The 14,251-nt window shown below is 61.9% G+C and carries 11 protein-coding genes; 7 read left to right on the forward strand and 4 right to left on the reverse strand.

Going from position 1 to position 14,251, the window contains the following annotated elements:
- Positions 1-253 precede the first annotated feature (253 nt).
- The 4 genes from P3T16_RS19880 (at position 254) to P3T16_RS19895 (ending at position 5,557) form a co-directional block, all read left to right on the forward strand.
- Positions 254-2,536 (forward strand): amylo-alpha-1,6-glucosidase, encoded by a 2,283-nt coding sequence (locus tag P3T16_RS19880; RefSeq protein WP_429343547.1) that lies wholly within the window; start codon positions 254-256, stop codon positions 2,534-2,536.
- A gap of 67 nt (positions 2,537-2,603) precedes the next feature.
- Positions 2,604-3,464 (forward strand): MurR/RpiR family transcriptional regulator, encoded by an 861-nt coding sequence (locus tag P3T16_RS19885; protein ID WP_429255754.1) that lies wholly within the window; start codon positions 2,604-2,606, stop codon positions 3,462-3,464.
- 132 nt (positions 3,465-3,596) lie between these two features.
- On the forward strand, positions 3,597-4,925 hold the full coding sequence (locus P3T16_RS19890; RefSeq protein ID WP_429343548.1) for an aspartate aminotransferase family protein: 1,329 nt from the start codon (positions 3,597-3,599) through the stop codon (positions 4,923-4,925).
- Between the two features lie 77 nt (positions 4,926-5,002).
- Positions 5,003-5,557 carry a carboxymuconolactone decarboxylase family protein gene (locus P3T16_RS19895; protein ID WP_429343549.1) on the forward strand — a complete coding sequence of 185 codons (555 nt, stop codon included), beginning with the start codon at positions 5,003-5,005 and terminating at the stop codon, positions 5,555-5,557.
- A gap of 105 nt (positions 5,558-5,662) precedes the next feature.
- Here the strand turns inward: P3T16_RS19895 and P3T16_RS19900 are convergent, their stop codons facing one another.
- The gene (locus P3T16_RS19900; protein ID WP_429343550.1) at positions 5,663-5,974 is read right to left on the reverse strand and encodes a DUF4148 domain-containing protein; all 312 of its coding nucleotides are present in this window, start codon (positions 5,972-5,974) and stop codon (positions 5,663-5,665) included.
- 339 nt (positions 5,975-6,313) lie between these two features.
- Here P3T16_RS19900 and P3T16_RS19905 point away from each other — a divergent pair, with 339 nt between their 5' ends.
- Positions 6,314-6,739 carry an OsmC family protein gene (locus P3T16_RS19905; protein WP_429255750.1) on the forward strand — a complete coding sequence of 142 codons (426 nt, stop codon included), beginning with the start codon at positions 6,314-6,316 and terminating at the stop codon, positions 6,737-6,739.
- Between the two features lie 196 nt (positions 6,740-6,935).
- On the forward strand, positions 6,936-7,781 hold the full coding sequence (locus P3T16_RS19910) for an isocitrate lyase/PEP mutase family protein (protein ID WP_429343551.1): 846 nt from the start codon (positions 6,936-6,938) through the stop codon (positions 7,779-7,781).
- A gap of 234 nt (positions 7,782-8,015) precedes the next feature.
- Here the strand turns inward: P3T16_RS19910 and P3T16_RS19915 are convergent, their stop codons facing one another.
- Complete coding sequence (locus tag P3T16_RS19915) at positions 8,016-8,738, reverse strand: hypothetical protein (protein ID WP_429343552.1); 723 nt, start codon at positions 8,736-8,738, stop codon at positions 8,016-8,018.
- A 154-nt stretch (positions 8,739-8,892) separates the two neighbouring features.
- On the opposite strand from P3T16_RS19915, the gene P3T16_RS19920 reads away from it, so the two are divergent.
- A complete protein-coding gene (locus P3T16_RS19920) occupies positions 8,893-9,471 on the forward strand; it encodes a TetR/AcrR family transcriptional regulator (protein WP_429343553.1) in 579 nt (192 codons plus the stop codon).
- 458 nt (positions 9,472-9,929) lie between these two features.
- Here P3T16_RS19920 and treF read toward each other — a convergent pair whose 3' ends face one another.
- Together treF and P3T16_RS19930 are read right to left on the reverse strand one after the other, a co-directional pair.
- The gene (treF, locus tag P3T16_RS19925) at positions 9,930-11,744 is read right to left on the reverse strand and encodes an alpha,alpha-trehalase TreF (RefSeq protein ID WP_429343554.1); all 1,815 of its coding nucleotides are present in this window, start codon (positions 11,742-11,744) and stop codon (positions 9,930-9,932) included.
- Between the two features lie 1,116 nt (positions 11,745-12,860).
- Positions 12,861-14,243 carry an MATE family efflux transporter gene (locus P3T16_RS19930; protein WP_429343555.1) on the reverse strand — a complete coding sequence of 461 codons (1,383 nt, stop codon included), beginning with the start codon at positions 14,241-14,243 and terminating at the stop codon, positions 12,861-12,863.
- Positions 14,244-14,251: the final 8 nt, after the last annotated feature.

Genomic DNA, 14,251 nt, shown 5'->3' on the forward strand with positions numbered 1-14,251 from the left:
TCCCTGCGCAAATAGCGATGATTTATCGCTATCGTCGTGGCGAGCCGTTCACCTGGCTAAAACACGCGGGCCTGAAAAGGTACGCTTCGCGCGCCGCTGTCGCCGACGCCTGTTGACTCACGCGCGATCCGCCTCGCGCGTCGAAACGTCCTTCCCGCCGTTCAGTCCTGACGCAACGCAGGTGTCGTCTATTCGTGTGATTCTCGAAGACCTTCTACAATCGGTACGACGCTAACCGGAAGGAGAGAAGCTGATGCAGGATCCAGAAGCACTCGGTGGACTGTCGCATGCGGGCAAGCCGGACATTTACGCGCCCGAAGCGGATGCCGTTTTCATTCCGCCGGAGAACCTGACCGTCGCGACCGCGAATCAGTACGTGCTGAAATCGGGCGACACGTTTATCGTCAACGACCCGCTCGGCGACATCACGGGCCGCGACGACGGCCTGTTCGTCAACGATATGCGCGTGCTGTCCGGCCTGCGGCTTACGTTTGGTGGACGCGCGCCTTCGCTGCTGTCGGGCAGCGTCAGCAGCGACAACACTGCGTTCACCGCCCATCTGACGAACCGTCCGCTGCCGCCGCTCGGCGGCACGAGCACGCCCGAAGGCGTGATCCACGTGCAGCGCGTGCGCGTGCTGTCGGGCACCGTGCTGAACGAAGCCATCGAATTGACCAACTACGGCACGAGCGATGCAGTCGTGCCGCTGTCCGTCTCCTTCGCGAGCGATTTCCGCGACATGTTCGAAGTGCGCGGTCTCAAGCGGCCGAAGCAGGGCACGATCGAAGCGCCCCGTGTCGAAAATGGCGATGTGCTGCTCGGTTATGTCGGACTCGACGACGTCGCGCGCCGCGTGCGCATCGCGTTTTCTCCGGCACCGACCAAACTGTTCGCCGACCGCGCTGACTTTTCGGTGCAGTTGCCGGCCCAGGCGTGCGTGTCGATTTATCTGTCGGTGGCGGTGAAGGTCGAAGCGCAAGGAGCGGCCGCGCCCGGCGCCCAGATATCGGCGCCGACACACGGCGTGAGCGACGCGCATCTGTCCCAGATCGACGCCGCACGTCCGCGCGTAGGACGCGCTGCGGTACGCGCCGCGCTCGTCGACGCTCACCTTGTGATGCGTGAGCGACGCCGTGTCACCGCGCGCGTGCGTTCCAGCAATCCGCTTTTCAACGCATGGATCGATCGCTCGCTCGCCGACCTCGGTCTGCTCACCACCGATCTCGCGACGGGGCCGTATCCGTATGCGGGCATTCCGTGGTTCTCGACGCCATTTGGTCGCGATGCAGTCATCACGTCGCTGCAAGCGCTGTGGCTGCAACCAGGCCTCGCGCGCGGCGTGCTGCGTTTTCTCGCCGAACATCAGGCGCGCGAAGATTCCGCGTTCCGCGATGCCGCGGTCGGCAAGATCATGCATGAGATGCGCAAGGGCGAGATGGCCGCGACCGGCGAAGTGCCGTTCGCGCTGTACTACGGCGGCGTCGACACCACGCCGCTCTTTATCGTGCTGGCCGGCGCTTATGTGGCGCGCACCGGCGATCACGGTCTGATCGACGAACTGTGGCCCGCGCTGGTGCGTGCCGCGGCATGGGTCTCCGGCGTCTGTGACAAGAACCGCTACGGTCTGCTCGACTATCAGCGCGCATCCGATGGCGGCCTCGCCAACCAGGGCTGGAAAGACAGCCACGACTCCGTCTTTCACGCGGATGGCCGCTTCCCCGATGGCCCGATCGCGCTCGTCGAAGTGCAGGCGTATGCGAGCGCGGCGTTCGACACAATGGCGCATTTCGCCACGCTGCGCGGCCAGACCGACGATGCCGCGGGCTACGCGAAACGCGCGGCGTCGATTCGCGCGTGCGTTGAAGAGAAGTACTGGATGGAAGACCTGGGCTTCTACGGTATTGCGCTCGACGGTCAGGGCGACCTGTGCCGCGTGATGGCATCGAATGCCGGGCATCTGCTCGCGTTCGGGCTGGCTGCAAAGGAGCGCGGCGAAGCGGTCGCGCGTGGACTCGAATCGGCGCTGTTTCACACCGGCTGGGGCGTGCGCACGCTTGCCGCCGACCAGGCCCGTTTCAATCCGATGGCGTATCACAACGGCTCTGTCTGGCCGCACGACAACGCGTTGTGCGCGCGCGGCCTCGCGCGCTATGGCGCGAAGGGCGCGGCGGTGCGATTGCTGCAGGCGCTGTTCCAGGCGGCGGTCAACTTTGATATGCGCCTGCCGGAGCTCTTCTGCGGGTTCCCGCGCCGTCGCGGCGAGCCGCCGACCGCGTATCCGGTCGCGTGTCTGCCGCAGGCGTGGGCTGCCGGCTCGCCGTTCATGATGCTCGAAGCGTGTCTCGGCATCACAATTGACGCGGAAAAGCGCGAGGTGCTGATCGAGCAACCGATGCTGCCGGAAGGTATCGACTGGCTCGAAGTCAGCGATCTGAAGGTGGGCGACTCGTCGGTGTCGATCACGTTCCGGCGCGTGGCCGGCAAGGTGGTGGCGTCGGCGGAGCAGGGCGACGTGCGGGTGGTCGCGTTGCTGTAGAAAGTGGCGTCGCGTGCGATGCACCGGGTGGTAACATTTGTTGTCAACCCCTTCCCCGGTACATCGCATGCCCGACAGTTTCGACCAGCTCGCCGCCCTGATCCGGGCGCGCTTCTCCGAACTGAGCCCGCAATTCCAGATGGGCGCGGCATTTCTGCTCGATCATCCTGACGAAGTCGCCGTTTCGTCGATGCGCAAGGTGGCCGAGCGCGCGCAGGTGCAACCGGCGTCGCTCGTGCGGCTCTCACAGCAGCTGGGTTTTCCTGGCTGGAACGAACTGCGCGATCTGTTCGTGGCGCGTGTACGCACGCGGCCGGAGCCGCTCACGAGCCGCGCACGATCGCTCGTCAAGGGGAATGCCAAAGACGCGCTCGCGCACGATCTGCTCGTCGCGCAGCAGCACAATCTCGAACTGACCGCCGCGCACAACGCGCGCATCACCGTGGAGGCCGCGCGCGTGCTGCGTCGCGCGCCGCACGTCCATGTCGCGGGTTTTCGCTCCTGTTATGCCGTGGCGTTCGGGCTTGTGTATGGCTACAGGCTGTTCCGTTCGTCCGTGTCTTTGCTGACCGGCGAAGCGGGCACGCTGGAAATGCAGTTGCGCGGCATCGATCGCGATAGCGCGACCATCGTTGTCAGCTTCGCGCCGTATTCGGTCGAAGCGGTGCGCGTCGCGGAAGCCGCGCTCGAAAAAGGCAGCAAGCTGATCGCGATTACCGACAGCGCCGTCTCCCCAATCGCGCTGAACGCCGACAAGGTGCTGATCTTTTCACACGAAAGCCCGTCGTTTTTTCCGTCGCTCGTCGCGGCGACGGCGATCGCCGAATCGCTGGTCGCGCATCTGCTCGCGCTCGAAGGCGCGGGCGCCGTCGAGCAGCTCGAGCAGGCCGAACGCTCGCTGCACGCGAAGGGCGCTTACGTGGTGTGATGTGCTTTCTTTCTGAGTCGCCCGTCAGGCGGTTCGCGCTTGTGCGGTCGCATCCGTTTTGACAACATATGTTGCGTTGATGTATAAATGCACATCGCATGTTGAATCGCATCGATCGTCAAAAGGAATCGCATGTCCACCGTATTTCACCGGATGCCGAAGAAGGCGTTGCCCGTGGCCGTCGCTGGCGACGGCATCGAAATCATCGATTCGACCGGCAAGCGTTACATCGATGCGTCCGGCGGCGCAGCCGTCTCGTGTCTCGGTCACAGCAACCAGCGGGTAATCGATGCAATGAAGCGGCAGGCGCAGCAACTGCCTTACGCGCATACGTCGTTCTTCACGACTGAGGTGGCCGAAGAACTCGCCGACCGTCTGGTTGCCGATGCACCTGAAGGCCTCGAACATGTGTATTTCGTGTCGGGTGGATCGGAGGCAATCGAAGCGGCGCTCAAACTCGCGCGGCAATATTTCGTCGAGAAGGGCGAGTTGCAGCGTCGACATTTCATTGCGCGTCGGCAGAGCTATCACGGCAATACGCTCGGCGCGCTGGCGATCGGCGGTAATGCATGGCGTCGCGAGCCGTTTTTGCCGCTGCTGATCGAGGCGCATCACGTGAGCCCGTGCTACGCCTATCGTGAGCAGCGTGCCGACGAAAGCGAAGAAGCGTTCGCGCAGCGTCTCGCGGACGAACTCGAGCAGAAGATCCTCGAACTGGGCCCGGAGACGGTTGCCGCTTTCGTCGCCGAAACGGTGGTGGGTGCGACCGCGGGCGCTGTGCCGCCGGTGCGCGAATATTTCCGCAAGATCCGCGCGGTGTGCGACCGGTACGGCGTGCTGCTGATCCTCGACGAGATCATGTCGGGCATGGGCCGCACCGGCCATCTGTACGCATGCGACGAAGACGGCGTCGCGCCCGATCTGCTGACGATCGCAAAGGGCCTCGGCGCCGGCTATCAACCGATCGGCGCGACGCTTGTGAGCGACAGGATCTACCAGACCATCACCGGCGGCTCGGGATTCTTTCAGCACGGCCACACGTATATCGGCCACGCGGTGGCTTGCGCAGCCGCGCTGGAAGTCCAGCGCGTGATCGCCGACGACAACCTGCTCGTCAACGTGCAGGCGCGCGGCGAACAGCTGCGTGCGCTGCTGCGCGAACGCTACGCCGGACATCCGCATATCGGCGACGTGCGCGGACGCGGGCTCTTTGTCGGCGTCGAACTGGTGCGCGACCGCGAGACGAAAGCGCCTTTCGATGCGACACTCAAGCTTCACGCAAAGATCAAGGCGGAAGCGTTTGAGCGCTGCCTGATGGTGTATCCGATGGGCGGCACGGTCGATGGAAGGAACGGCGACCATGTGCTGCTCGCACCGCCGTTTATCTGCACGGCGCGCGACATCGGCAATATCGTCAGCCGGCTGGCCGATGCGATCGATGCCGCGTTGCCCGCGCAGTGACCTGGCGCACCGGACGGCGGTCCCCGACCGCATGCTGGCCCGACGCACTCCCGACACCCGTTAATTCGCACTGACCGATGACCAACCGTCTACCCGACTTCGACCCATCGCGCGCGACGCCCGAACAGAAAGCCGTTCTCGACGAAATCCTGTCGGGCCCACGTGGCAATCTGAATGGACCGTTTCTCGGCTGGATTCACAGCCCGGAGTTCGCGCAGCACGCGCAACGTCTCGGTGCATTCTGCCGCTATCAGACCGGGTTGTCGTTGCGTCTTTCCGAGCTCGCGATTCTGGTCACGGCCCAGCGCTGGCAGGCGCAGGCCGAGTGGTACATCCACTATCCGATCGCGCTGAAAGCGGGCTTGCCGGAAGCGGTCGCCGAGATGATCCGTCAGGGGCAACGTCCTGCGTTCGACGATCCCGACGACGCGCTCATCTTCGATTTTGCCAACGAACTGTACGACGCGAAGCGCGTATCCGATGCGACGTATGCGAAGGCCGTCGAGCGTTTCGGTCACGAGGTGACGATCAACCTCGTGGGTCTGCTCGGCTATTACGCGCTTGTGGCAATGACGCTGAACGTGTTTGGCATGCGTGCGCAAGGGCAGGACAGTCTGCCGTTCGCGGAGTAAGCCGGCCGCGCCGCACGCGCTTCCTGCAAGGCACAACGCCCCGACTGGGCATTGCCAGTCGGGGCGTTTCTGTTCCTGCTACTGCTGCAACCAGAAGCCTGAGGCTTAATTCCCGCGATAAGTCGCGAAGATGCCGCTTTCAGGCGCCGGACGGTTGCCCGATTGCGATGCCGACGTCTTCACGCCACCCACGGCCTCATTCTGCTGCGGCGTCACCGAAGCGGGCGTCGCCGTTTGTGCCGAATACAGCTTCGGATAAGTCGTGTCGTTCTGGTTCAGCAGACCGGCCTTCTGTGCGGCGACCACTTCTGCGCGAACCTGCGCGCGGGTCAGCGGCGCATTGGCCTGCTGTGCGAACGAGACAGCCGGAATAGCGAGAACCGATGCCACGAGTACTGCGGAAAGAAGGGATTTCATGACGACCTCCAGAGTTTGATTATGGGTTCTTTGTGGCTTAATCGCCCTGCCTGAACCGTTGAATCAAGTCTATTCCCCGGCGTCTGCGTGAAAAAGCGTGAATCCGGATAATAATTGTTACGGATTTTGATAAAATAAAGGGGCGTCGAAAAACGCCTGGCCGCGTCACGGCGCTTACATCGGGAAGCGCCTATGATGAAAGTCGGTTTACGCCCGCGCCTGTCTGACGCATGGCACACGTGACATCTGCCGATCCGCAAAACCCGTGGGCGAAGCCGTTGCGGAACGCAGGAAAGCGACGTCACGGCTGTGCAGGCAGCGCACTACAGGAGAGAAGCGATGAAGCGCAAGGCATCAGCAGTCTGGCAAGGCGGCCTGCAGGACGGCAAGGGCTCAATCTCTACTGAAAGTACGGTTCTCAAAGAAACGCAATATTCCTTCGCAACGCGCTTCGAAAGTGGCGTGGGCACCAATCCTGAAGAGCTGATTGCGGCCGCGCATGCGGGCTGCTTTTCGATGGCACTCTCGGCGGAACTCGGCAAGGCGAACCTCAAGGCCGAGCGCATCGACACCACGGCGACCGTCACGCTCGACAAGGTCGACGGCGGTTTTGCGATTACGGCGTCCCATCTCGACGTCAAGGTAAAGATTCCAGGCGCCGACAAGGCGGCCTTCGAAAAAGCTGCCGCGGATGCTGAGAAGGGCTGCCCTGTATCGAAGGTGTTGAACGCGAAGGTCTCGATGAGCGCGACGCTCGAAAGCTGAGCGCCGGCCTTCGTTCGCTATTGACGCCAAACGGCGCGGATGTCCGGATCGCTTCCAGTTCGTCCGCGCCCAGTGGCGGTATTCACGAATCTTTCCCGGCCTTCCTGAATTTTCCCGATTTTCCCGAATTCGTGCGGGCCCGGATCGCGTGCATTATCTGCATGGACCTGGCCACCGACCTTCAACGGAATCCGCGATGAAATCCCAGACAGAAAAAGCACAGCTTCTCAAGACGTATCACGAGAACAAGGAGACGTTTGTCATTCCCAACCCGTGGGACATCGGCAGCGCACGGCTGCTGGCGCTCGCGGGCTTCAAGGCGCTCGCGACGAGCAGCGCCGGCTACGCGTTCACGCGCGGCCTGCCGGACAACTCGATTGGTCGCGAACAGATGATGGTGCATCTGGCGGAGATCGCCTCGGCGACCGATCTGCCGGTGAGTGCCGACCTCGAAAACGGCTTTGGCGATGCGCCGGAAGAGGCCGCCGAAACGATCCGCCAGGCTGCGGCAACCGGGGTGGTGGGCGGCTCGATCGAAGACGCAACGGGTCGTGCAGGTGATCCGCTGTACGCGATCGATTTCGCTGCTGAACGTGTACGGGCTGCAGTCGAAGCAGCAAGAGCGCTGCCGTTTCCCTTCACGCTGACCGCACGCGCGGAGAACTACCTGGTTGGCCGCGCCGATCTGGCAGACACGATCCGGCGGCTCCAGGCGTATCAGGAAGCCGGCGCCGACGTGCTGTACGCACCGGGTCTGAAAACGCGGGACGAAATCGCGGAAGTGATGCGTTCCGTTGATCGTCCGGTCAACGTGCTGATGGGATTGCAGGGCGCGCTGCTCAGCGTGGATGATCTTGCTGCGTTAGGTGTGCGGCGCATCAGCGTCGGCGGATCGCTGGCGCGCGCCGCGCTAGGCGCACTGCTGCGCGCGGCCGGCGAAATCCAGGAGCACGGCACGTTCACCTATTCCAGCGACGCAGCCAACAACAAGGACATCAACGCGCTCTTCGCCGCGGCGTCTAGAACGTGGGGTGGGCAGTAGCACGGTGACGGACAGCAGCGGCCGCTGCGCGGGATCTCGCGGCGGGCCACCTTCATCAGAACTTTTCCGCCCTTCTCGGCATGGACGATCGCAGCACCGATTTCCTCGAGTCCGTATTCCGTCGCGATGGGAACTGACATCTCGCCCGATCCCACCATCTCCGCGGCCGACACAATGGCATTGGTGATTTGGTAGTACGCGCCACAACGCGACAAGACTGTTCAGAACACAGGCTCAGTCCGTGCGCCATGCAACCGAACGAAAATCGATGGACACGAGGAGCGGGTCATCGATCTTTTGTCCTGCCGTGTCGTGGGCATAGACGCGACGCGACATCGGGACGATGATGCCGCCAACGTTCTGATAGTTCGATGCGTAGTTGGCAGCGGGTGCGCCGCCCATCACATCCACTGTGAAATCGTGGCGGCGCAGCAGGCCATCTTTGCCGAAATAGGAGATCTGCTCCCGGCTATGGCTCGCAATCGAGTCCGGGAAGGTCACCTTCAGCCGCTGCCACACCTCTCCGTTTTCTTCCCATTCGGGCAACACTTCCGTACGGAAGCCGGGGTATGTATAGAGAAACGGTATGGTCAGGTAGCTCCAGAGGGCATAGCTGCCAAAGTACAACGCATGCAAGCGGTCCCATTGGGTCTGCTGGGCATGGCCTTCATACGACGTCCTTGGCGCGTGGCGCTCTTCGATCCAATCTCCTTTCAACGATTCGATTCGCACCAGGTCCGGCGTGAAATGGCCTTTCCAACCGGCAGTCTGCGACGTCATCGCAAGGCGTTGCGTTCGCAGGTCCGCCTCCAGTTCGACGTCCCGGAACATATCGGGTTGCCCCTTGACCTGCCATATGGCACCGCCGATATCCAGTCTGGCGGAAACGGCGCGGAGCTTCCTCCAGTTCTCGATCCCTCCGTGGGCCTCGACTGCTTGTTCAAGTAATGCGCTCATCAACTGCTCTCCTTTCACTGATATGCCTTGCCGCCAATTCACGCGGCTCATCCTGTCCGGCGGGTTATAATGTGCAGGCCAACCGTACTGCAGAAACAGTATTGCGACCGTACTGCAGATTGTCAAGCAACTCTTTGTTGAAACTATTGAAACAATGGGACATTCACGAGCAGAGAAGGCGGCCAGCCGAGAGCGCATCCTGGATGCGGCCGCAGGTCAGATAAGCGAACGAGGGCTTGATAGCGTTGCTGTGGCGGAGTTGATGCAGAACGCGGGCCTCACTAAAGGGGCCTTCTACGGACATTTTGAGTCGCGCGACGCAATGATTGCCGAGGCGGCCAGGCGCGCCATGGATAAAGGCCAGACGAAGCTCGATGTGCTTTTTTCGCGCAAGAAGAAACCCACTCTTGAGCAAGTGGTGGACGCGTGGCTTGATCCAGCGCATGTGGCCGATCCGACGAGCGGCTGCGGTATTTGCACGCTCGCCGGAGAAGCCCGCTACGCAGGACCGCAGGTCCAGCAGGTCATTGCCGAACAGTTCAACAGAAACGTGCAGCAGATTGCGCAGACCATCGGCAGCGGCGAGGCGGCGACCGCCCGCGCAACGGCGATTCTCACCGCCATCGTCGGCGCGGTGAGTATGTCGCGTGCGGTGGGTGACGCCGGCCTTGCACGGCAGATTCTCGCAAACACAATGGTGCTGATCATGCAGGCCAACCCTGCTGCGATTTGAAGCAAGCACGTCGTTGTGAATGCTTGGACTGCGACAGTCTCGTTCAAGCCAGAAGCCGCCGTTGACCCGAGGACTGTGCGAACGGCGGAGATGGGTCGAGTACGGTCAACTGAATGGGGCAGTGCTCGGCCGGTTTCGACCGATCGATATCGATAGTGCGATTCGATGAGGCGGCTGCTCGACTGACTCGTGCGTTGGGGCGCAAAACATCAGAGACCAGGCCGACCTACCCAAACGCCAGGCGTATCGCTGTGCATCCGTTCCACTGTGCCTGTCACCTTTCGGGCCGGACTCAGATCCATCAGTCGTCTTTTGAAGCAAGTGTGCCGTCGACCCAGCAAGCTGAGAATATCCCGCGCCCGCCAGCGAACGCAGCGACGCGAAAAAGACCAGTGGAAACTGGACTCGCACAACAGATTTGCGCAACCAGCGTGTGCCCAGTCTGTCCGTCGCTTTCACTAGTCCGCCGGCGTCGCGCGCAAACGGTGTGTGGTCTTCGGCGCAGCAGATGCAGACGCTGCTGCCTCGGATACGCCGCGCGGACCTGAAGGCACATCGACAGGCCGCGTGGATTTCCCGACCGCGGTCGGGTACATGGCCATTAGCGTGCGCAATACGCCGTTCGTCCAGCCGAAACCATCCTGCAATGGGTACTCGCCGCCGCCGGCGGACGTCGCGCCGGCCTGCGCATCGACGTCGTATTTTTCGACCAGCTTTCCCGTGTGCTGGTAGTACGCGACGTTCGTCTGTATCCATCGTGTGGCGATCTGGTTGGCGACGACCGTCTCTCCGTAGCGTCGTAGGCCTGTCACTGCAAGATACTGCAATGGAGCCCAGCCATTCGGTTCGTCCCACTGTTGTCCCGTTTGGACGGTTGTGGTCGCGAGGCCGCCAGGTCGAAGCATCCGGGCGCGCAACGTCACAGCGACGGCCATCGCCTGTGCCTTTGTCGCGATGCCGGTGTACAGCGGATAGACAGTGGCCGCGCTCAGCCGGTGCGTGAGTCGTTGTGCGACGAAGTTGTAGTCGCCGAACGCGCTGAGTTGCGGGTCCCACAGTACCCTGCGGATAGCGTCGGCACGTACTGCCGCGCGCAGTTCGAAGTTCTCCGCGTGCGTCGCGTCGCCCTGTACGCGGTAGGCCTTCGCGAGCGTGCGTTCGAGGTCGACGAGCAGGCTATTCAGATCGACAGGAATCAGTGACGTCACTTCGACAGTGGCAAGCGTTCTACCGTCGGCGAACCAGCGTGAACTGAAGTCCCAGCCGGTTTCGCCCGCCGCGCGAAGGTTGCGCCACAGGTCTTCCGGGTTGCGCTGCGGTGTCTGCTGCGCGGCGACGACGTCTTCCTTAAAGGACTCATCGCGCGGCGCTGCGCGATCGTCCCAATAGCGGTTCAACAGCGTCCCATCGGGAAGGCGCACAAGATGACGATAAGCGCCGCCAGGCGCGATCCGGTCCCGGCCGTCCATCCAGTACGCGTATTCCTTAAGCAGTTCTGGCAGATAGCGCAGATAGGCCTGATCCCCTTCGTGATCTGCGGCTAGCCGCACCATCTGTGCGAAGAATGGCGGCTGCGAGCGGCTGAGGTAATAAGTACGGTTGCCGTTCGGGATGTGCCCGTAACGGTCGATCAACGTCGCAAAGTTGTTCAGTTCGTCTCTCAGTAAGTCCTGCCGGCCGCTCTGCTGAAGACCGAGCATGATGAAGTAGGAGTCCCAGTAATAGATCTCATCGAAGCGGTCACCCGGCACGATGTACGGGTAAGGAAGCGGCAACAACGACGACCAGGGGCTCGCGCTCGCGTCGGGATCGCGTCGAAGGACGGTCCACAGTGTATCGATATGCGCGGTGACGCTCTGGTTGGGATCGGACACGTAGTCTATCGTTTGGCGTGCGGGCAACGTAAAGCGCGTCGCGACAAACTGTTCCAGGTCGAACGGCGCTACCGCCTTCTGGTTCACATAATCGGCGACGATTTTTTGTGGCGGGCCGTTTGGCAACATGTCGGCGAATGTCTTGCTGTCGGGATAGAGATGAGCGAGTTCGACGTCGCGATACAGCGCACCGTACAGATCGGATGGCGGCACGGGTACGACGGGCGATGCGGATTGCACTGCCGGGGCGCTTGCATGGGCAGAATTGACCGGTGCGGAGGCTGCGGCTATCGACGCATCCGCTGGTAAGGTTTGCGCAGCGACGGACAGCAATTGGAAAGAAAGCAGGACAGCGGTGAAGGCGGCGGTCCACGTTCGACGGATAGTGGCTTGCGGCATCGGAATATCGCTCCCGGCAATCAAAGGGCAGTGCAGACGGAACACGCCGCATCAACAAGGAGCGTTCCTCGTTGAGCCTGCATGGGCCCGACGACGCAGATGCGCGGCGTCATCAGCACTTCGTTCGATCTTCTATAACAACCGGTTCTATCGGATGCAAGACGGATGGCCTTTCGACAGCAACGATGGATAAAAGCTCTGATGCACGTGCCCTAAGCGCGCCGTTTCGCGCACACGCTGACCGGCTGCATACCCAGCTACGGCGCAGCCCGCCTCAGTATGCCGCCTGAAGGGTATTGGGCATCGATCACGACGCTCGTCGTCTTCGCTCAACCAAGCCTGACCCAGGCGCTCAGCACCGCTCGGGATCAGATCGTTAGCGCGTGCACCGGTGCCGCGGTCGACGGGCTTGACGTTCATCATTCGACGTTCCAACCAGGATTGCCGGCAATTCATTTCATGCGACAAGAATTTCTTGTGCGGACTCGTGTCGACCGTTCAAGTGCCTCATGTCGTGCCGATAATAACGTTACGTGGGTTACCTTTGCATCGAGATAAATATAGAACATCGACTGGAGTCCGCCCTTCAAGATGCATGCTGATCAAACTAAATCGTCTTCGCGGCAAACCCTTGTTATCAGTTGGGCAGTTCGGGCTATCGGGAGCATTCTTGTCGCAGCCTGTCATTGGGCTGCAGGCGTCGCGTCACATGCCTGTGAGCTTCCTTTAACTCTAGAACCTCATAGATCTGCTCAAGTCCGCGTCGTCAGCCTATTCGGACACGCGATCGAAACTGAGTTGATCTTCCAGCGCGAGGGAAGCGACCGGAGAGCTAACGAACTTGGTGAATGGAGAACCTTAGTCACGTGACGACGCGCTGGTCTTCCCGAACCCAGGAAAGCGCATAGCTTTGACTGTTTCAGGTCCGAAGCCGTGAGGCCGGCGACAAACTGCTCGTGCTTCAAAACGGTCTTGTAGTAGAAGCGGATCGTCGACATGACGAGTTTGTTCGTTTGGATAAGCAGACAGCAAGCCGATGTGTTCGACTTGCCCACCAGGTATGACTGTAGAAGCCACGCGGGTGAGAGCTGAGGCGTCGTAGACTCCAACTGGTGTCTAACGATCCCAGCGGGTTCGCACGAACCCAAGCAAGCTGATGGTCGCCGCCACGACGATGCTGACTGCCACTAGTACGAAAGCAGTGTGCAGGCTCGCGTAGCCTTGCAGGACCAGCACCATCGCCGCCAGCGCAAATACGAAACGCACCACGCTCGCGGTCATCGGCCAGAAAATCCGGCGTGCCCCCTGGCCTGCGAAGTAGAGTTCGAAAATCACGCCGATCAACGCATAGAAAGGCGCGACCAAATGTAGGTATTGCGCGCCGACCGCCATAGCGGCGCTATCATTGGTAAAGAGGCCCATCCAGAGCTGCGGAAAGAGCGAGACAACGAGTCCGACCAGGCCAGCCACGCCGGCAACGAACAGTACGTTCACGATCGCCGCGCGCCGCGCACGCACCACGTTGCCTGCGCCCAGGTTCGTGCCCACCAGCGTGATCGCGGCAGTGCCGAATCCGAACATCACCGGCACCAGCAGCATGTCGAGGCGGGAGGCAATGCCGTAACCGGCGATCGCGACAACGCTCACGGCACCGGCGGCAGCCGTCAGCGCGGTGACTGACATAGCCGACATGACGGCGTTGATCGCCGACAGCAAGCCGACGCCGAGAATCGCACTGAAATGCTTGCGCTGCAGTGGATAGCGGCGCAGGCGCAGCGTCGACGAGGGCGAACGCATGTAGACGACCACCACGCCCAGCGCGGCGATGTTGCACAGGACCTGGGCGACGCCGGCGCCTGGCACACCCATGCGCGGCGCACCCAACCAGCCGTTGATCAGCATCGGTGACAGTATCAGGCCAGCGACCGCGCCGCCCAGTATGATCATCGCCGGCACCTTGACATTACCGGCGCCGCGCAGCGACGCCTGCAGCAGCAACAAAATCCAGAACGGGATCGCGCCTCCGAACAGGATGTTCGAGTAGCGTATCGCCTGGTTCAGCGATGTCCCGCTGCCGCCAAGGCTGCGGTACAGCGCCGGGCCGGCCAGCAACAGCATCAAGGAGAACAGTCCGCCGGCTATGACGGCGATGACCACCGCATGCCAGACCAGGCTTTCCGCTTCGTCCTGGCGGCGGGCGCCTGTGGCGCGGGCGATGGCCGACGACACGCCGCCGCCAATGCCGGCACTCGATACTGTGGTCATCATTATCATGACGGGAACCACCAGCGATGCGGCGGCGATCGCTTTCAGACCCAGTGAGCTGACAAAATAGGTCTCGGCGACACCTAGCAAGGTCGTCATGAACAGCACGGCGACTGTCGGCAAGGCAAGGCGGATCAAGTTTGACAACAGCGGACCGTGGAACAGTTCGTTGGCCGGCAGGTTGACAGGAGGAGAAGAAATTTTCTCAGCCTGATTGGCAAGAGTAGCGGGCATGATCTTAT

Source organism: Paraburkholderia sp. GAS42, from assembly GCF_050436565.1.
Lineage (GTDB): Bacteria > Pseudomonadota > Gammaproteobacteria > Burkholderiales > Burkholderiaceae > Paraburkholderia.